17 protein-coding genes and 1 pseudogene are annotated in these 19,212 nt (G+C 34.0%); 8 read left to right on the top strand and 10 right to left on the bottom strand.

All coding sequences use genetic code 11. The annotated features are described in order from the left end of the window. Positions 1–122: 122 nt before the first annotated feature. From yaaA to gyrA, 4 genes are all read left to right on the top strand, one after another. Complete coding sequence (gene yaaA / locus ACUN0F_RS05450) at positions 123–335, top strand: S4 domain-containing protein YaaA (RefSeq protein WP_000821366.1); 213 nt, start codon at positions 123–125, stop codon at positions 333–335. A 12-nt stretch (positions 336–347) separates the two neighbouring features. Then, the gene (gene recF, locus ACUN0F_RS05445; RefSeq protein WP_000470742.1) at positions 348–1,475 is read left to right on the top strand and encodes a DNA replication/repair protein RecF; all 1,128 of its coding nucleotides are present in this window, start codon (positions 348–350) and stop codon (positions 1,473–1,475) included. A 38-nt stretch (positions 1,476–1,513) separates the two neighbouring features. Further along, complete coding sequence (gene gyrB / locus ACUN0F_RS05440; RefSeq protein WP_000435974.1) at positions 1,514–3,436, top strand: DNA topoisomerase (ATP-hydrolyzing) subunit B; 1,923 nt, start codon at positions 1,514–1,516, stop codon at positions 3,434–3,436. An 88-nt stretch (positions 3,437–3,524) separates the two neighbouring features. Further along, complete coding sequence (gyrA, locus tag ACUN0F_RS05435; RefSeq protein ID WP_001282859.1) at positions 3,525–5,996, top strand: DNA gyrase subunit A; 2,472 nt, start codon at positions 3,525–3,527, stop codon at positions 5,994–5,996. 373 nt (positions 5,997–6,369) lie between these two features. Here the strand turns inward: gyrA and ACUN0F_RS05430 are convergent, their stop codons facing one another. Next, a complete protein-coding gene (locus ACUN0F_RS05430; RefSeq protein WP_075313364.1) occupies positions 6,370–6,435 on the bottom strand; it encodes a YopX family protein in 66 nt (21 codons plus the stop codon). A 143-nt stretch (positions 6,436–6,578) separates the two neighbouring features. Here ACUN0F_RS05430 and ACUN0F_RS05425 point away from each other — a divergent pair, with 143 nt between their 5' ends. The 3 genes from ACUN0F_RS05425 to ACUN0F_RS05415 all read left to right on the top strand — a co-directional run bounded on the left by ACUN0F_RS05425 (position 6,579) and on the right by ACUN0F_RS05415 (position 8,240). Then, on the top strand, positions 6,579–6,812 hold the full coding sequence (locus ACUN0F_RS05425) for a CGEA protein (RefSeq protein ID WP_131935269.1): 234 nt from the start codon (positions 6,579–6,581) through the stop codon (positions 6,810–6,812). A gap of 173 nt (positions 6,813–6,985) precedes the next feature. Continuing rightward, positions 6,986–7,231, top strand: a complete 246-nt coding sequence (locus ACUN0F_RS05420) for a CGEA protein (RefSeq protein WP_048524909.1) — start codon at positions 6,986–6,988, stop codon at positions 7,229–7,231. A gap of 31 nt (positions 7,232–7,262) precedes the next feature. Further along, positions 7,263–8,240, top strand: a complete 978-nt coding sequence (locus ACUN0F_RS05415; RefSeq protein WP_327961333.1) for a CgeB family protein — start codon at positions 7,263–7,265, stop codon at positions 8,238–8,240. A gap of 144 nt (positions 8,241–8,384) precedes the next feature. Here ACUN0F_RS05415 and ACUN0F_RS05410 read toward each other — a convergent pair whose 3' ends face one another. The 9 genes from ACUN0F_RS05410 to ACUN0F_RS05370 form a co-directional block, all read right to left on the bottom strand. Further along, entirely contained in the window at positions 8,385–9,497 is a 1,113-nt protein-coding gene (locus ACUN0F_RS05410) for an RNA-guided endonuclease TnpB family protein (RefSeq protein ID WP_445539233.1), read from the bottom strand. Positions 9,498–9,508: 11 nt separating this feature from the next. Further along, positions 9,509–9,907: an IS200/IS605 family transposase gene (gene tnpA / locus ACUN0F_RS05405; protein WP_445539232.1), complete on the bottom strand. Its 399-nt coding sequence runs from the start codon at positions 9,905–9,907 to the stop codon at positions 9,509–9,511. 388 nt (positions 9,908–10,295) lie between these two features. Further along, positions 10,296–11,345 (bottom strand): pseudaminic acid synthase, encoded by a 1,050-nt coding sequence (gene pseI / locus ACUN0F_RS05400; RefSeq protein ID WP_327988634.1) that lies wholly within the window; start codon positions 11,343–11,345, stop codon positions 10,296–10,298. Continuing rightward, positions 11,338–11,898 (bottom strand): UDP-4-amino-4,6-dideoxy-N-acetyl-beta-L-altrosamine N-acetyltransferase, encoded by a 561-nt coding sequence (pseH, locus tag ACUN0F_RS05395; RefSeq protein ID WP_327988633.1) that lies wholly within the window; start codon positions 11,896–11,898, stop codon positions 11,338–11,340. Before pseH ends, pseI begins: the two co-directional genes overlap by 8 nt. Before the next feature lies 1 nt (position 11,899). Then, positions 11,900–13,000 carry a UDP-2,4-diacetamido-2,4,6-trideoxy-beta-L-altropyranose hydrolase gene (pseG, locus tag ACUN0F_RS05390; protein WP_327988631.1) on the bottom strand — a complete coding sequence of 367 codons (1,101 nt, stop codon included), beginning with the start codon at positions 12,998–13,000 and terminating at the stop codon, positions 11,900–11,902. A gap of 39 nt (positions 13,001–13,039) precedes the next feature. After that, complete coding sequence (locus tag ACUN0F_RS05385; RefSeq protein WP_327988630.1) at positions 13,040–14,797, bottom strand: N-acetylneuraminate synthase family protein; 1,758 nt, start codon at positions 14,795–14,797, stop codon at positions 13,040–13,042. A gap of 9 nt (positions 14,798–14,806) precedes the next feature. Further along, positions 14,807–16,012, bottom strand: a complete 1,206-nt coding sequence (gene pseC / locus ACUN0F_RS05380) for a UDP-4-amino-4,6-dideoxy-N-acetyl-beta-L-altrosamine transaminase (RefSeq protein WP_327988629.1) — start codon at positions 16,010–16,012, stop codon at positions 14,807–14,809. Beyond that, on the bottom strand, positions 16,012–16,974 hold the full coding sequence (locus ACUN0F_RS05375; protein WP_327988627.1) for a GDP-mannose 4,6-dehydratase: 963 nt from the start codon (positions 16,972–16,974) through the stop codon (positions 16,012–16,014). The genes pseC and ACUN0F_RS05375 overlap by 1 nt, the downstream gene beginning before the upstream one ends. Further along, positions 16,971–17,996: a polysaccharide biosynthesis protein gene (locus ACUN0F_RS05370; protein WP_003306013.1), complete on the bottom strand. Its 1,026-nt coding sequence runs from the start codon at positions 17,994–17,996 to the stop codon at positions 16,971–16,973. The genes ACUN0F_RS05375 and ACUN0F_RS05370 overlap by 4 nt, the downstream gene beginning before the upstream one ends. A 198-nt stretch (positions 17,997–18,194) precedes the next feature. Between ACUN0F_RS05370 and ACUN0F_RS05365 the strand changes: the two are divergent. Beyond that, positions 18,195–19,170 (top strand): annotated as a pseudogene (locus tag ACUN0F_RS05365) (RNA-guided endonuclease TnpB family protein). Positions 19,171–19,212 lie beyond the last annotated feature (42 nt).

The following is a 19,212-nucleotide window of genomic DNA, read 5'->3' as shown; positions in this document are numbered from 1 at the left end:
AAGTAAGGGTTGCTAGTTTTCAGATACTAGTAGCCCTTATTTGATTTTTGGGTATTACTTTCCTAATGTTAGTTTATTTAGTACAATGAAAGAATGAACACTTTCAGAAAGTGAGCGATTTTATGAAACGTATTAAAATTTCAACAGAGTATATTACACTAGGACAATTTTTGAAGTTAGCCGATGTAATTGATACAGGTGGCGCTGTAAAATGGTTTTTACAAGAATATGAAGTGTACGTGAATCAAGAACTTGAAAATAGAAGAGGTCGCAAATTATATGCGAACGATATTATTGAAATTCCAGGAAGCGGAAGTTTCCAAGTTCAGGCATAAAGGGGGAGCCCTTTGTTTATTTCAGAAATACAATTAAAAAACTATCGCAATTATGAAAAGTTAGAGCTTTCCTTTGAAGATAAAGTGAATGTGATTATCGGTGAAAACGCACAAGGGAAAACGAATTTGATGGAAGCTATTTATGTTTTAGCGATGGCGAAATCTCATAGAACCTCTAATGATCGCGAGCTTATCCGTTGGGATGAAGACTTCGGTCAAATTAAAGGGAAATTACAAAAGAGAAATAGTTCTTTGTCTTTGGAATTAAATATTTCGAAAAAAGGTAAAAAGGCAAAATTAAATCAACTTGAACAACAAAAATTGAGTCAATATATTGGTATGATGAATGTTGTCATGTTTGCCCCAGAAGATTTAAATCTTGTAAAAGGAAGCCCTCAAGTAAGAAGACGCTTTTTAGATATGGAATTAGGCCAAATAGCTCCAATCTATTTGTATGAATTGAGTCAATATCAAAAGGTGCTCACGCAACGAAATCACTTGCTGAAAAAGATGCAAGGGAATAGTAAGAATGAGGAAACGATGTTGGATGTATTTACACTTCAACTTATTGAGCATGGTGCAAAAATATTGCAAAAACGGTTTGAGTTTTTGCATTTACTACAAGAATGGGCAGCTCCAATTCATCGCGGTATAAGCCGCGGATTAGAAGAATTAGAAATTGTCTATAAACCAAGTGTAGATGTATCAGAATCAATGGATTTGTCGAAAATAAAAGAAGTATACTATGAAAATTTTCAATCTGTGAAACAACGTGAGATTTTCCGTGGTACGACTTTAATTGGTCCTCATCGTGATGATTTACAATTCTTCGTTAATAGTAAAAATGTTCAAGTCTTTGGTTCGCAAGGACAACAACGAACGACCGCACTGTCCCTAAAATTAGCTGAAATTGAATTGATTTACTCAGAAGTTAAGGAATATCCGATTCTTTTATTGGATGATGTATTATCAGAATTAGATGATTATCGTCAATCGCATCTGTTAAATACAATTCAAGGAAAAGTGCAAACATTTGTGACAACGACGAGTGTCGACGGAATTGAACACGAAACATTAAAAGAAGCGAAAACAATTCATGTAACGAACGGCACGGTAGATTGTGAAATAGATAGGGCGTAATCCCTATTTAAATGGAAAAGTAGGTGATCTTTGTGTCAATGGAACAAAAGCAAATGGAAGAAAACTCATATGATGAAAGTCAGATACAGGTACTTGAAGGATTAGAAGCGGTTCGAAAACGCCCTGGGATGTATATTGGATCTACAAGTGGAAAAGGACTTCACCATCTTGTGTGGGAAATCGTCGATAATAGTATTGATGAAGCACTTGCAGGGTATTGTGATGAAATTAACGTTAGTATCGAAGAAGATAATAGTATTCTTGTAACGGATAATGGACGTGGTATTCCAGTTGGTATACAAGAAAAAATGGGACGTCCTGCTGTAGAAGTTATAATGACCGTTCTTCATGCTGGTGGTAAGTTTGGCGGTGGCGGTTATAAAGTTTCTGGTGGTTTGCATGGTGTTGGGGCATCTGTAGTAAATGCTCTATCAACAGAACTAGAGGTATTTGTACATCGTGAAGGCAAAATCCATTATCAAAAATACGAAAGAGGTATCCCGGTTGCGGATTTAAAAGTCATTGGTGACACAGATCAAACAGGGACGATAACTCGATTTAAACCAGATCCAGAAATTTTTCAGGAAACAATAGTATACGAATTTGATACGTTAGCAACTCGTATGCGCGAATTAGCATTTTTAAATCGTAATATTAAATTAACAATTGAAGATAAACGTGAACATAAACAGAAGAAAGAATTCCATTATGAAGGTGGAATTAAATCATATGTTGAACATTTAAATCGTTCAAAACAGCCAATTCATGAAGAACCTGTATATGTAGAGGGTTCAAAAGATGGTATTCAGGTTGAAGTTGCGCTTCAATATAACGAAGGATACACAAATCACATTTACTCATTTACAAATAATATTCATACGTATGAAGGTGGTACACATGAGGTAGGATTTAAAACAGCCTTAACTCGTGTGATCAACGATTATGGTCGTAAAAATAATATTTTAAAAGATGCGGATAGTAATTTAACTGGTGAAGATGTTCGTGAAGGTTTAACAGCGATTGTGTCAATTAAACATCCAAATCCACAATTCGAAGGACAAACGAAGACGAAACTTGGAAATAGTGAAGCAAGAACAATTACAGAGTCAGTATTCTCAGAGGCATTTGAAAAGTTCTTACTGGAAAATCCGAATGTTGCACGTAAGATTATAGATAAAGGGACAATGGCAGCGCGTGCGCGTGTAGCAGCTAAAAAGGCTCGTGAGTTAACTCGCCGAAAGAGTGCTTTAGAAGTTTCAAGTTTACCAGGGAAATTGGCAGACTGTTCTTCTAAAGATCCAGCAATTAGTGAAATCTATATCGTAGAGGGTGACTCTGCGGGTGGGTCTGCAAAACAAGGGCGTGATCGTCATTTTCAAGCAATTTTACCGCTGAAGGGTAAAATTATTAATGTTGAAAAGGCACGCTTAGATAAGATTTTATCAAATGATGAAGTTCGTACAATTATTACGGCGATTGGTACAAATATCGGCGGAGACTTCGCTATTGAAAAAGCACGCTATCATAAAGTTATTATTATGACGGATGCCGATGTTGATGGTGCGCATATTCGTACCCTATTATTAACGTTCTTCTATCGCTATATGCGTCAAATAATTGAGTGCGGTTATATATATATTGCACAGCCACCTTTGTTTAAAGTACAACAAGGTAAGAAAATTCAATATGCTTACAATGATAAGGAACTTGAAAAAATCTTAGCTGAATTACCAGCCCAACCTAAGCCGGGGATTCAGCGTTATAAAGGTCTAGGGGAAATGAATCCAACTCAGTTATGGGAGACGACAATGGACCCAGAAGTACGTTCATTACTTCAAGTTTCACTTCAAGATGCAATTGAAGCGGATGAAACATTTGAAATTTTGATGGGAGATAAAGTAGAGCCACGTCGTAACTTTATCCAAGAAAATGCAAAATACGTGAAAAACCTTGATATTTAAATGGGTAATGACAGGAATCTAAGTATTCCTGTCTTCTACATATAAATCAATGTATGTGTAACGGAAATGTAAGAGGAGGTGCTGGTTGATGTCAGACAATCAACAACAAGCACGAATTCGAGAAATTAATATTAGTCATGAAATGCGTACCTCGTTTTTAGATTACGCAATGAGTGTTATCGTATCTCGTGCATTACCAGATGTTCGTGATGGATTAAAACCTGTGCATCGTAGGGTTTTATATGCGATGAATGATTTAGGAATTACAGCTGATAAAGCGTATAAAAAATCAGCGCGTATTGTCGGTGAAGTAATCGGTAAGTATCACCCTCACGGTGATTCAGCTGTTTACGAGACGATGGTACGTATGGCGCAAGATTTTAGTCAACGTTATATGCTTGTTGATGGGCATGGTAACTTTGGTTCTGTTGATGGTGATTCAGCAGCAGCGATGCGTTATACAGAAGCAAGAATGTCTAAGATTTCTATGGAATTAATACGTGATATTTCAAAAAATACGATTGATTATCAAGATAACTATGATGGTTCTGAAAGAGAGCCAATTGTATTGCCAGCGCGTTTCCCTAATTTATTAGTGAATGGTACGACGGGTATTGCGGTAGGTATGGCAACGAATATTCCACCGCATCAACTCGGTGAAGTAATTGATGGTGTATTGGCACTAAGCCATAATCCCGACATTACGATTGCGGAATTAATGGAGTTTATTCCAGGACCAGATTTTCCAACAGCAGGTTTAATTTTGGGACGAAGTGGGATTCGAAGAGCGTATGAAACAGGTAGAGGCTCTATTATGCTTCGAGCTAAAGTTGAAATTGAAGAGAAGTCAAATGGTAAACAATCTATTCTCGTAACTGAACTACCTTATCAAGTTAATAAGGCGCGATTAATTGAAAAAATTGCAGAATTAGTTCGTGATAAGAAAATTGAAGGTATTACGGATTTACGTGATGAGTCAGATCGAAACGGTATGCGTATTGTTATGGAAGTACGCCGTGATGCCAATGCCAATGTACTATTAAATAATCTATATAAACATACAGCACTTCAAACAAGTTTCGGTATTAATATGTTGTCTCTTGTAAATGGAGAGCCACAAGTACTAAATTTAAAACAAAATTTATATCATTACTTGGAGCATCAGAAGGTAGTAATTCGTCGACGTACTGCTTATGAATTAGAAAAAGCAGAGGCGCGTGCTCATATTTTAGAAGGATTACGAATTGCTCTAGATCATCTAGATGAAGTTATTACGTTAATTCGTAGTTCGAAAACAGCAGATATTGCAAAACAAGGCTTAATGGAACGTTTCGGTTTAAGTGAGAAACAAGCACAAGCAATTTTAGATATGCGTCTGCAACGTTTAACGGGATTAGAACGTGAAAAAATTGAGCAAGAATATCAAGACTTAATGAAGTTAATCGCTGAATTAAAAGCAATCTTAGCAGATGAAGAGAAAGTTCTTGAGATTATTCGTGAAGAATTAACGGAAGTAAAAGAACGCTTCAATGATAAGAGACGAACGGAAATTACAATTGGTGGCATGGAATTTATTGAAGATGAAGATTTGATACCAGAGCAAAACATCGCTATTACGTTAACTCATAATGGTTATATTAAGAGGTTACCGGCTTCTACGTACAAAACACAGAACCGTGGTGGACGTGGTGTACAAGGAATGGGAACAAATGATGATGATTTCGTAGAGCATTTATTAACTACTTCTACGCATGATCACATTTTATTCTTTACTAATAAAGGGAAAGTATACCGTACGAAAGGATATGAAATCCCAGAGTATAGTCGTACAGCAAAAGGTATACCTATTATTAACTTATTAGGTGTAGATAAGGGTGAATGGATTAACGCCATTATTCCAATTCGTGAATTTGGTGATGATGAATTCTTATTCTTCACAACAAAACAAGGTATTTCTAAGAGAACGCCACTTTCATCATTTGCAAATATACGTACGAATGGTTTAATCGCCATCTCTCTTCGTGAAGAGGATGAAGTAATATCTGTACGTTTAACATCTGGTGATAAGGATATTATTGTAGGAACAAGCAATGGTATGTTAATTCGCTTTAACGAGCAAGATGTGCGTTCTATGGGACGTAATGCGGCTGGTGTAAAAGCAATTACATTAGGTGATGAAGATCAAGTTGTAGGCATGGAAATTGTCGAAGAGGATGTAAATGTTCTAATCGTAACGAAAAATGGTTATGGAAAACGTACACCTATTGATGAATACCGTCTACAAAGCCGTGGTGGTAAAGGTCTGAAGACTTGTAATATTACAGATAAAAACGGTAAATTAGTAGCTGTTAAATCTGTAACAGGTGAAGAAGATATCATGTTAATTACGGCAGCAGGTGTTATTATTCGTATGCCAGTTGATCAAATCTCTCAAATGGGACGTAATACACAAGGTGTTCGTCTAATTCGATTAGAGGATGAGCAAGAGGTAGCGACGGTAGCAAAAGCACAGAAAGATGAAGAAGAGGAATCTAATGAAGAGGTTTCTTCTGAAGAATAAGAGGGGGATTTTTCCTCCTCTTATTTTTTTATAATAATACTTGCATAGCAATGGAAAACTCTATATAATAGGCAGAGTCAGCAAATGAGAGATGCAAATTATCTTAAAAAACTTGTTGACGAAAATAATATACTATGATATATTATAAAAGTCGCTGAAACGCGATGTTGAACTTTGAAAACTAAAAACGTGTCGCGCAAATAAGAATTTTATTTATTTTTCTAGTTACTCTGGATTTCCATAAATGCTACCGAAAACTTAAGCCTTCTATCTCATCCTAATCAAATACCGTGTAGCATAGCTCCATGTACTCGTTACATCCTACCTTATAATCCCATTCATCATTTGGACCTTGGAATAGTTGATCACTAAATCACACAATATCTTCCTCATAAACTTCCTTACCATTTTTATTTTTTAAACCTGTGTATCGTAGTATTTCACAGTTATCATATTAATCATGAAGGGATAAAACCGGAAAATGACTTCTAATAGTCCAAGCACTTCATACTGCTACCCCATACAATATAAAATGTTTGGAATTTACTACATTATTAAAAATTATAGTTAGGAGGGTTTAATATGGCAGCATGTAAAGGTTTAGCTTGTGTTATATTCTCTGCATGGCCAGTGGGAACAGTTGTTACAGTTACTACTAGATCAGGTCAAATTATTGGTCCTGCTACTTTTGCACAGTTCATTCCGCAAAATTGTGCGGTGATTTTAGTTGAAGAAGATGTGCTAACCCCCTCTTCAACCAATACTATATTCATAAGTTGTGAAGATATAGAAAGCGTTACATTAACCACCCCTTAAGATGATTCAAATGGTTTTAGTTCGATCTATAATTAAGGCATTCATTAGAATGTCTTTTTTTATTTCAATAATATTCTTTAATTTAAATTCCCCCCCTTCTAAAGGTTACTTGTCTACACATCCTTCTACATACTTTCATATGATACAGTATATTGTTTAAAGGAGGGACAAATTTGTTCTTATGCAATTTATTTCGTTGTTCAGGTGGAGTATGTAGTATTTTTAAAAATTTACAACCAGGCGAAGTGGTTACTGTGACTGGTAAATCTGGAAATATTATTGGACCTGCTGTTTTTACAAATTTTAACCCTAATACTTGTATCGTCACATTAGAAGAGGAAAATTCGATTACTCCTCCTACTATAAGTATTACTAAGATCAGTTGTAAAGAAATAGAAAGTGTTACGTTTAGCTCATAATATATTTTATACCTAAAGCAGGGAGTGAAATATGAAACTCTTATACATTACTTCTGGTTACTCAAAAATCTATCAATATCTAGATCAAAGCATACAGAGAACACTTATCAATCAAAATTTCGAATGGTTAGCAGTACAGCCGAGTGAATTAGTAGAGCAATTGGATTTCATTACAGCAACGTTTCATCCTAATATTGTTTTCACCTTATTAGGTAATTATCTACCGCAAAAAGCAATTCAATATTTTAAAAAAAGGAATATTAAATTAGCTGTCTGGTTAACTGAGGACCCATTTTATATAGATACTTCTCTTCCTCTATTAAATAACTTTGATTTTATATTTACTATTGATAGCGAAGCACTTAAATATTACACAGCTTTAGGATATACCAATGTATATCATTTACCCTTAGCAACTAATATAGATGTATTTAAACCTGGTCTAAAAAATTCAAAATATAAAAGTGAAATATTGTTCATTGGATATCCTTATCCAACCCGAGTGAAATTGATACAGTTTCTTTTGGAAAAAACCCCTTATCACTATACTGTTATCGGTCAACACTGGCGAAATAAGTTAATTAAAAAATGGAAAAATCACCGAAGAATTAAGATTATAGAAGAATGGATTCCACCTCAAGAAGTTGCGTTCTATTATAATAACGCTAGTCTTATATTAAATCCTCATCGTAGTTATCTATTTCCACAGAATAAAAATAAAAATAGAGTAAAAAGTAATACCATTAATAATCGTACATTTGATATCGCAGCTTGCCAAGGCTTTCAAATTATTGAGGAAAAACCCGATCTTTCATCTTTTTTCAATAAAGATGAAATTATATCCTATAACAGCTTTGATGACTGTTTAAATAAGATATCCCTTCATTTGAATGATACGATTTCAAAAAGATTAATGATTGAAAAAATTCACACAAAAGTTATTACACAACATACTTTTCATGAGAGAATCAATTTTATAACGACTATATTACAATCACAACTTTATTGATTTAGTGAACTACCCGCCACTTAACGTCCTAACGGACTGTTTGAATTGGGGGCTTCTCGGTTAATCATTACTTTTGATAGCTAACGAATTTGTCCTTAGACAGCCGAGCTAACTCCCTTGTTCCAAAGGTTATTTTATTGCAATTTATCCTAACGCTAATAGGCGTATTGCTTCATTTTTGATATTGATAGCTGCGTTATAATCTCTATCGAGATTTACACCGCATATACAAGAATAGACTCGTTCAGACAAAGTCATATTTTTCATATTTCCACAATTGCTACATGTTTTGGTGGAAGGAAACCATTTGTCTATTTTCACAAGTTGTTTTCCTTGTTCGTTTAGTTTATAAGCTAAGAAAGAAATGAACATACCCCACCCATTATCAGCGACACTTTTTCCAAAATGAAGTGCTTGCGACATTCCTTTCATATTTAGATCTTCAATAGCTACAACATCAAAATGAGCAGCTAATTTTTTAGACTCATGATGAAGGAAATTCTTACGTTGGTTAGCTACTTTCTCATGTAACTTAGCTACACAAATACGTTGTTTATTCCAACGCTCAGAACCTTTATTGCGCCTTGATAATACTCGTTGTGCCTTTGCTAATTGGTCCAACATGTTACGATAGAAATTAGGATAATTGGCTTTCTCATCCTCAGAACTAACGTATAATCCATCCATCGCAAAATCTAACCCCACAACTGTTTCTACTTCTTTTTGTACAATCTCTTTTTCATATTCAGTCAAGATGGACACATAGTATTTACCAGTAGAGGTCATAGAAATCGTACATGACTTGATTACATGGTCTTGTGGTATCTCTCTATGTTGTTTGATACGTACCATTTTCAGTTTTGGCAATTTGATATGACCATTCAGCAACATAATATTTTCGTTTACTACATTCGTTGTATAAGACTTTCTTTCTTTTTTGCTTTTGAATGCTGGGAAGTCATTTTGACCACGAAAGAAATTCTTATAGGCAGTTTGCAAGTTTAGTTGAGCATTTGCCAAAGCTAATGAATCAACTTCTTTTAACCACTCAAATTGTGCTTTATATTTTGCGGGAGTTGGAGGCTTTTGTTTCTTGAGTAGTTCCTTATCATCTTTATATTTTTCGTACGCTTCTTTTCGTTCAGCTAACATTCTATTATACACGAAACGTACACAACCAAAGGTTTTACGCATAAGATATGCTTGTTCTTCTGTTGGATACAAACGGAATTTATATGCTTTATTATGCTTTGTCATATCATTTCACCTCACTTTTCACCTTGATTTTCAATATATTTCTTTACTAGCTCTATTGACGAACCACCAGTAGTTAATAAGCAAAAACTTCTTGACCAAAACATCTCTTTCCAAAGTTTCGTTTTCACTTGTGGAAAGTCTCTCTTGATGAGTCGAGAACTTGCACTTTTATAAGCATTAATAAATTTTGTCATTTCTGTATTCGGATGAGCCTTGAACAAAATATGAACATGGTCTACATCATGATTCCACTCTACCAATGTTATGTTGTAATTCTCGGATAACCTGACAAACATGTCTTTTGCATAGTCTGATATATCATCATAGAGCACATTTCTTCTGTATTTTACAACCAATACAAGGTGATAATATAGCAAGAATACTGAATGATTATTATTATCTAATTTCATTGAAATACCAACCTTTATTCTTTATAAGACTGATTTTATCAGAGGGAAAATAAAAAGCAAAGCCTTTTGGCTCCGCCAAACCGAAATTCATCTCCCACCTATCGTCGTGCTACGCCCTTCACACGATTGAGGAAGGAGAATTCTTTCGGGAAATACGTTAAATTAAAAATTTATTTTATAATCATTCTAAATAAATTAAAATGCCTTTTCAATTTTATGAAAAGGCATTTTAATTTATCTTTTTCCGCCAGAAGACTCCCTCCTTAATTTTCCTGCAGGTGTACTAACACCAACAAATAGATAGGAGATACATTTCGGTTAGCACAAGCTAACATGTTTGCTACTATATACTTGAAATGAATTCTTATTAGTATTTCAGTATACTCTATCAAATTAAATCCCATGAAATAGGTGTTCCTTTTTTGATATCTTTACTCGCTTTCTTTCCAATAATTTTGGATAGGTGTTTTGGCAATAAGCCATTACCTGGTCTAATAGCTTTAATATTTTCATTCGTGAATACTTCTCCCGCTTTTATGTCTTCTACAACATATAATGACCTTCTAAACTTTAAAGAGTCTTTTTCTAAATTAGTTGGTCCATAATATACATTACCTAAAGATTCCCATGCTTTTTCAGTTTCACTTACTAATAATTTAAATTCAGCAGGTTCCATTGAAAATTCAGCGTCTACACCTCCGTCAGACCTCGAGAGTGTTAAATGTTTCTCAATTACTGTGGCCCCCAAAGCAACACTTGCTACAGATACCCCTACTCCAAGTGTATGATCAGATAAACCTATTTCACATTTAAATAACTCCTTCATATGAGGTATAGTAGCTATGTTTGTAGATTTTGGTGATGCAGGATACGTACTTGTACATTTTAATAGAATTAATTCTTTACATCCCTCTTCTCTCGCAGCCCTTACTGTTTCATCTAATTCAGCAATCGAAGCCATACCTGTCGAAATGATTATTGGTTTTCCTGTTGCGGCTACTTTACGTATGAGGGGAATATCAGTATTTTCAAAAGATGCGATTTTATAACAAGAAACATTTAATGATTCTAGAAAATCTACAGCCGTTTCATCAAATGGCGTACTAAATGGTATCATTCCTAATTCTATACAGCGATCAAAAATGGGTTTATGCCACTCCCATGGTGTATAAGCTTCTTTATATAAATGATAAAGTGATTTACCTTTCCATAAGCTTTTTGTATCTTGAATTAAAAAATCACCATTTTCTATATTTAAAGTCATTGTATCTGGTGTATATGTTTGAATTTTAAATCCTTGTGCCCCAGCCTCCGCAGCTGCCTCTACAATTTGCAACGCCCTATCTAATGATTGATTATGATTCCCCGACATTTCTGCAATTATAAATGGTGGCAAGCTTTCGCCAATCTCTCTACCTCCGATATATACATTACTCATTTTTTTCACCTTCAAGTTCTTTTTTTATGGCTTCTTTTCTTTCCCTCCATTGTTCATGAAACAGGGTCATTGTAATGACATCAATATAATCATTATCCCTGCAAATATAGTTTTCATATCTTCCATCTTCTTGGAAGCCAAGTTTCTGATGGAAGTTTAAACTAATACGGTTTGATTCTATTATTTCTGCACACACTTTGTGTATGCCTTTTGTTTCAAAAATATAGTCTAATGCTAATAAACCTAATACAGTTCCAGCACGTCTTACGCTTTGCTTTTCACCTATATAAAATCCCCAATAACAAGTCTGATTCATTTCATCTATTTTTGTAAAATTAACAAATCCAATTGGCTTTTCTTTATATGTTAATAATCTTGCAACCTTTGTATCATCCATTTCTAGTTTTTCATACCATTTTAAATGTTCGTCTATTGTAATTTCATGATCTTCATACATAATCGTACGTATTTCTTTTGTATTCCTCCACTTTAAAATAAGTTCTAAATCTTTCTTTTCTAAATTTCTCAATTGAAAATCCCCAATATCTAACATACTATCCTCCTAAAATAATTTTTACTATTTCATCTGAATTACTGGCACACTGTATAGAAAGAGCTTTCTTAGACATTTCTTTCACCATATAAGAATTTGATAAAAGTTTGCTTAGACATTTCGTAATCGTTTCATCCGAAACAGTTTCAGCTGTACCAATATTCCATGTAGCTCCAGCGTTTGCCACAGCCCTAGTTACTTCTATTTGATTTTGAGCAGTTGTAATAGTTATAGAAGGTAATCCAAGAAAGCAGCGTTCCCAGGTAGTTGTGCCTCCAGCTCCTATCCCTAAATCCGCTCGTGCGAGAAGCTCTTCCATATTCTCTATTTGACAATAAAATGAAGCGTTAGAAACACTCTTACAATAAGTTTGAATCTCCTCTTTATGCGGATTTTGACTTCCTACCACAACGTCTATTTTTAAGTTATCTTTATTTATATTTTGTAAGGCTCTTAACGTTTTTAATGTCTCATTTGTTGCATCATGTCCACCAAAAAAAATAAAGATTCGCTCAATTTCTCCTGTTCTTTTTCGTGAAAATTTCTTAGCGGCATGAAACTCTGGCCGTAATACGGCGTATTTAGGTCCCAATTTCACTAATGAGTGCTCTGGTATTAAATCTTTATAGCGAACATTAAGGTTATCATATAAATTTTGGTCTAGTAATAAATCACAGTCATGCATTCGATTTGCAAGATCATCGATTACCATAATCTTTCTTACAGTTTTTCTTAAAGCAGTCTCCCACTTATTATCTAATCCATAATGATCAACAATTAACCAATCAAACTTGGGAAGTTGCGACAAAATATCATTGGTCTGTTGTGCATCAACAAACCAATGATATTTTAGCCAATTTAAATAACTCCCGTGTACTGTACTTAAGAAATTCGTATTTTCACCATCTGCATCTAATAAAAACACATGAAATCCTTTATTTAAAATATATTGATACAAATCACCTTGCAGCTTACGACAAATGAAATATACTTGAGCACCTTTATTCCGTAACTCATGGGCAAGTGTTAAACAACGCATAATATGACCTGTACCTATTTCAATAGATGCGTCGGCGCGAAAGGCAATTTTTTTCTCAAGCAAGTTACTCCCTCCTCATGAAAAGTACTACGGTTTATTAATTTACAATTTTGTTTCTTTATTTAACTCATCTACTAATGATTGGTGATTTGCCCATTTCAATTTCACGTGACTATTGATTTTAATGAGTTCAGGATTTTGATGAATATAATCTTTTATTTGCTGAAAAAGTAAAGGTTCGGCTTTTACATCAAGACTTTTATAAAGCTCATTAAACATATCTAAATCTGGTTGTTCATCTAGTGTTAAGCGCCAAGTGGGGTAACTAAATTCAGAAGGTGTTTTTACGATATTAACCGAAAAAAGATGTGGATTATTAATAAAATAAAATGAAAGGTATTCAGTATACATTAATTGTTTAGATTGCTGAACCAGACGATGAAGTGCTTCAACAGTTATTATGTCGCTATTAATTCCTATCGCGTTGTCCTTAGGTTGTGTGAAATCCGCACCACTTTTTAAATGTTGTTGAATTAAATAGCTAGTGAGTTCAGGCGAAACCGCTGGACAGTCTCCTGTTACACGAATAACAATATTTGCATCTGTCAAATTAGCTGCTTGAATCATGCGTTCGGCAACGTTATCTGGATCTCCTCTTACAATTTTCACTCTGCCATCCATTGTGAATTCTTCAAGAGGATTATCTTCTGAGAGGTGTGAAGTAGCTAGCACTACATTATCAACTTCAGGAATAGCCAAACAATTTAACAAACAACGTTTAATAGAAGGTATTCCATTTATTTTGAGTAATGCTTTTTTTGCTAAACGTGTCGATTTTAAGCGGCATATAACAACAAGGGTAATTTTTGGTTTTTCAATCATATTTGCTGTTATAGGTTCATTAAATTGGATTGTATTTTTTGCAATCTGGGGTAGCAATTTTTCAGCATCTAAGGGCATGAGGGCTTTTTCATTATCACATCTTTTGTAAGTTGTTTTTTGAATCGGAATAACCTCTCCTTTATTTATTTCTTTATTAGCAATAAGTCTCAATGAGGCATTTTCTATATATTTTCTTTCTGAATTGCTAATTTCAATCTGTCCCATAACAACTTCACTCTGCCGTATTTTCGTTACCATTCTTTTAAATTCATGAGGCTCTAATGAAGAATAATAATCGTAGCCTTTATCTGACCGTTTCAGAGTAATATGTTTTTCTATGACAGTAGCTCCTGCAAAGTATGCGTAAGAAGGTAACTCTATAGCTAAAGGTTTATCAGCATCTTCATGATCAGCAAAACCAACTTCTAAATTGTAGCGATTCTTCAAATAAATAATTCGTTTTAAGTTGACATCTTCCGTTCTAGTCGGATAGCCTTGAAATCCATGCATCAAAATAAATTTATTATTTAAATGTTTCTCAATAAAAGATAACATTTGATCAATTTCAGTATCGTACCATCCCCCTACACCAATAAGAATTGTTTTATGAAAGTACTTCAATTCTTTTATCAGATCATTTGATTGTAAAACAGTAGATGGAAGTTTAATTCCATCAATTAAATCTTTAAAAGAATGTAAAAGTTCTATTCCCCACGAATCAAATATATCCACCCATACTTCTAACCCTAATTTCTTTGCCATCTCTACACTGTTCTTCCATGTTTTTTTATCTATAAACAATTTAAGATAATCTTTATAGTATGAATAGTCAGGAACAGCCAAATGATCATATTTAAACCATTGAAATTTCACACCGTCAGCTCCACAATCTGCTGCAGCTTGAATTAATTCTTTTAAATATTTTTCATTTCCCTGATGGGCATTAGCAATTTCAGCAATAATCTTTACTTGATTCATACGATCCTCCTATTTTGAATTTTTAGAATAATATTTTAACACCTTCCTCACGGCAGTTATAACATGTTTTACATCATCCTTTGTCATTTTAGGAAATAGGGGAAGCGTAATAATTTCCTCATATAAATTTTCTGCTTGCGGACAAAGACCTTTTCTGTAACCTAATTTTTGATAAAACGGTTGTAGATGTACGGGTATATAGTGCACATTCACACCGATATTTTCTTTTTGTAATGCCTCGTAAATTTCTTTTCGGTTACATTTTAATAACTTAGTATTTAAACGAATAATATAAAGGTGCCAACTTGAGTCGGTTTGGGGCAATTGCTTTGGTATGATGATTTCAGATAAACAACTAAATTCTTTATTATAGATGTCTATATATTCCTTTCGAATCTTAATAAAAGATTCTAATTTACTTAACTGTGATAAGCCAAGAGCAGCTTGTATATCAGTTATTCTGTAGTTGTAACCTAAGAATTGCATTTCATAATACCAAGATCCATGATTTTCAAGAAGTTTTTGAGGGTTCCTTTCAATTCCATGTGTACGGAATTGGACAAGTTTTTCATAAAACAGAGGATTATTTGTGGTAATTACTCCGCCCTCTCCTGTAGTAATATGTTTCACCGGATGGAAACTAAACATTGTCATATCACCAATAGAACCAATCTTTCTATTTTTATATGTGGCTCCTAATGCGTGGGCTGCATCTTCAATAATAATCAAATCATTTTCTTTTGCTATTTTTTGTATTACATCTAACTCTACAGGCTGCCCAGTAAAGTGTACGGGAATGATGGCTTTTGTTTTGTTTGTAATCTTTTCCTCTATAGATTTAGGACTAATGTTATATGTTTCATTGTCAATATCGGCGAATACCGGCTTTCCACCCTGGTATAAAATACAATTTGCACTTGCTACAAATGTCATTGGAGTTGTAATTACTTCATCTCCGTCAGTTATGCCAGCTGCATAGCAGGCAGCATGCAAAGCTGCTGTACCATTTGAAAAGGAAACAGCGTAAGTTGCTCCCACATATTTCGCTATAGCATCCTCAAACTGTTGAATTGTTGGTCCTGTCGTTAAAAAATCTCCTTGTAATACATCTACCACTGCCTGAATGTCATGCTCATCAATTTTTTGCTGACCATATGGCAAATAAGTTTCTCTAACAGGCTTTCCTCCATGTATACCGAGAATTTCCCTGGTCATTATTCTTTCCCCTTAGAGTTAATTTTTAAAGCTTTAATCCACTCTTCTGTTTTAATAATTCCATCTTCTAAAGAAACTTTCGGTTCCCAATTTAATATTGTTTTTGCTTTTTGATAGTTACATAATAGTTTTTGAATTTCACTTTGTGGATGGATATGAGTTACATGTTGAATACTTACTTTATTTCCCGAAATCAATTCTGCTAATTTATTAATAGCTATATCCTGTCCTGTTCCAGCGTTGATAATATGACCATTTGCTTTTGAAGAGTATCCTGCTGCCACAACAAAATCTGCACAATCTTCAACATATAAAAGGTCTCTCGTTTGTTTCCCATCTCCATAAATATTTAGTGGTACATTATCTAATTTATTATTTATAAAAATGGCAACAACCCCACCTTCACCACCAGTTTTCTGGAATGGTCCATACGTATTAAACGGACGAATTACCACAACTGGTAGCTGATAAGCATAATAGTAAGATAAGACCATATTTTCAGCAGCAATTTTTGCTCCTGCATATGGAGAAGCAGGTTTAATTGGATCTGATTCTGATATTCCTTGTATATTAGTAGCTTTATCATATACCATACATGTACTCATAAAGACCATTTTGACATTATACTTGAGACATTGTTCTAATAAATTAAAAGTGCCTATTGTATCATTTTCAAAAGTTGTTCTAGCATCATTTATACTATCTTGAACATTGATACTCGCTGCTAAATGATAACAAAGGTCAAATGAATAATTTTCAAATAATTGAGCAACTAATTTTTTGTCTTTAATATCACCTTGAATACATTGCTTTAAATTTAAATCGTGTGCAAACTCGGTAATATTTGCAGTAGTTGAATTTGCTAAGTTGTCTAATATCCATACTTCATGCTTATCCTGCAATAATTTATTTACAACCCACCTACCAATAAAACCTGCACCACCAGTTACTAATATTTTCATAGTTTCTCCCCTCCTGCTAATAGTTGCTGGTTTATAATCAAATTTCTAAGCTCTTCTTTTGAAATTGCATCTTGATGATCAGAGCGATAAAATCCTGCCTTAGCTTTATTGGCATTTTCATATTGAGCTTCCTTTTTTAATGGACTTGGTATGATAAACATATCTGGTAATTCAAAAGCCTGTAAAGATTCGTCATGTGTCATAAGTTCTTCATACATTTTTTCACCAGGTTTTAACCCAATCTCTTCAATCTTAATATTTTCCTTTGGCAAACCATACAACTTTGTGACTTCTTCTATCATCACTTCACTTAAATCTTTTAATGAAATAACTGGCATTTTTAATATAAAAGTTTCACCACCTTTTGCTATTTTCATTGCTTCAATTGTTAACATAGTTGCTTGCCTCAGTGTCATCATAAATCTACTCATACTAAGATCCGTTACAGTTATTTTTTGATTTTCTTTAATTTGATTTTCAAATAAAGGAATAACAGAACCTCTTGATCCCATAACATTTCCGAAACGGACACTTGCAAATATAGTCTCACTCGAACCTTTTGAATATTCCGCTGACGTAATTAATCTTTCAGCAGTTAATTTTGTTGCACCATAATTATTTGTTGGTGAAATTGCTTTATCAGAGCTTGTGAAAGTTACCCTTTTTACTTTCTGGGCAATTGCTGCTTTTATTACATTTTGTGTTCCAAAGATGTTGGTCAATACCGCTTCAAATGGATTATATTCACAAAATGAAACATGCTTCATCGCCGCAACATGGAACACATAATCAATATTTTCCATTGCAGTATATAATCGATCGTAATTCCGAATATCTCCAATTAAATATCGAATATTATGATTTTTACCTCTGAACTCTTCTTGTAATAAAAATTGATTATATTCACTTCTACTAAAAATCCTTACAACTTTTGGATTGTCTGCTAGAACGTAAGAAAGAATGCTTTTGCCAATTGTTCCTGTTCCACCAATAATTAAAACATTTTTATTTTTAAAGAACATATACATAAATACCTCCTCTTTTTAAAATAATTTTTAAATTTTTCGCATATAGACTTTTATCGTTTTCTGACAGAAGACTCCTTCCTCAAAAATGTGAAGGTGTGAAACACCAATTTTAGTGGGAGATGAATGTGAGTAAGCGTAAGCTTACGTTTTTTGTATACTGTAGATATATTATGAAAAAGTGAGGTGCAACCTATCTTAGTAAATAAAGCATCTAAATTTCGTATCTACCCAAATAAGAAAAAAGAAATATTAATTGCTAAAACGATTGGTTGCAGTCGCTTTGTATTTAACCATTTTCTTGCTCTTTGGAATGATACGTATAAAGAATCAGGAAAAGGATTAACCTATCCTTCTTGCTCTGCCGAGCTTACGCAACTAAAAAACGACAAGATACGCTGTGGTTAAAAGAAGTAGATAGTACCGCTCTTCAATCCTCATTGAAAAACCTCGCAGATTCCTTTTCACGTTTTTTCAAGAAACAAAATGATATGCCACGATCAGACTAAATCCAAGCGGTAGACACTTTGTGTCTATTCTTACAGAAACAGAAGTGCAACCGTTAGAAAAAACAGGTTCTTCTGTTGGTATCGATGTGGGGTTAAAAGATTTTGTCATTCTTTCTGATGGCATAACATACAAGAACCCTAAATTCTTCCGTACATTAGAAGAAAAGTTAGCGAAGGCACAGCGTATCCTTTCTAGAAGAACAAAAGGCTCTTCTAACTGGAATAAACAACGTGTGAAAACTGCACGAATCCATGAACATATTGCAAATGCAAGAGCTGATTACTTACATAAACTTTCTACTGAAATCATCAAAAACCACGATGTTATCGGTATGGAAGACTTACAAATCAGTAACATGCTCAAAAATAGAAAGCTTGCAAAAGCGATTAGTGAAGTATCTTGATCGCAATTTCGGACTATGTTGGAATATAAAGCAAAATGGTATGACAACCAAGTTGTTATGGTATCTAAAACATTTGCTTCTAGTCAATTATGCTCTAATTGTGAATACAAAAACAAAGGTGTTAAAAATCTAACCATTCTTGAGTGGGATTGTCCTTCTTGTGGCACACATCACGATAGAGATCGAAATGCAGCGCTCAATCTTAGAAAAGAAGCAATTCGTCTTTTAACCGTAGGAACTACGGGGATAGCCTACTGAATTAGAAACCGTTAGGTTTCTGTACTTAGGAATCTCCCACTT

The sequence above is a fragment of the Bacillus sp. 1A genome (assembly GCF_052682215.1).
Note: the sequence above shows the minus strand (reverse complement) of the source record. Positions and strands in the feature narration are given on the sequence as shown.

What these genes read in the sequence shown, in the direction of transcription:
- pseC (WP_327988629.1), bottom strand. Translation starts at nt 16,012, where the DNA reads ATGACCAGGGAAATTCTCGGTATACATGGAGGAAAGCCTGTTAGAGAA.
- yaaA (WP_000821366.1), top strand. Translation starts at nt 123, where the DNA reads ATGAAACGTATTAAAATTTCAACAGAGTATATTACACTAGGACAATTT.
- ACUN0F_RS05425 (WP_131935269.1), top strand. Translation starts at nt 6,579, where the DNA reads ATGGCAGCATGTAAAGGTTTAGCTTGTGTTATATTCTCTGCATGGCCA.
- ACUN0F_RS05410 (WP_445539233.1), bottom strand. Translation starts at nt 9,497, where the DNA reads ATGACAAAGCATAATAAAGCATATAAATTCCGTTTGTATCCAACAGAA.
- ACUN0F_RS05385 (WP_327988630.1), bottom strand. Translation starts at nt 14,797, where the DNA reads ATGAATCAAGTAAAGATTATTGCTGAAATTGCTAATGCCCATCAGGGA.
- pseI (WP_327988634.1), bottom strand. Translation starts at nt 11,345, where the DNA reads ATGAGTAATGTATATATCGGAGGTAGAGAGATTGGCGAAAGCTTGCCA.
- ACUN0F_RS05415 (WP_327961333.1), top strand. Translation starts at nt 7,263, where the DNA reads ATGAAACTCTTATACATTACTTCTGGTTACTCAAAAATCTATCAATAT.
- pseH (WP_327988633.1), bottom strand. Translation starts at nt 11,898, where the DNA reads ATGTTAGATATTGGGGATTTTCAATTGAGAAATTTAGAAAAGAAAGAT.
- gyrA (WP_001282859.1), top strand. Translation starts at nt 3,525, where the DNA reads ATGTCAGACAATCAACAACAAGCACGAATTCGAGAAATTAATATTAGT.
- ACUN0F_RS05370 (WP_003306013.1), bottom strand. Translation starts at nt 17,996, where the DNA reads ATGTTCTTTAAAAATAAAAATGTTTTAATTATTGGTGGAACAGGAACA.
- ACUN0F_RS05375 (WP_327988627.1), bottom strand. Translation starts at nt 16,974, where the DNA reads ATGAAAATATTAGTAACTGGTGGTGCAGGTTTTATTGGTAGGTGGGTT.
- tnpA (WP_445539232.1), bottom strand. Translation starts at nt 9,907, where the DNA reads ATGAAATTAGATAATAATAATCATTCAGTATTCTTGCTATATTATCAC.
- gyrB (WP_000435974.1), top strand. Translation starts at nt 1,514, where the DNA reads ATGGAACAAAAGCAAATGGAAGAAAACTCATATGATGAAAGTCAGATA.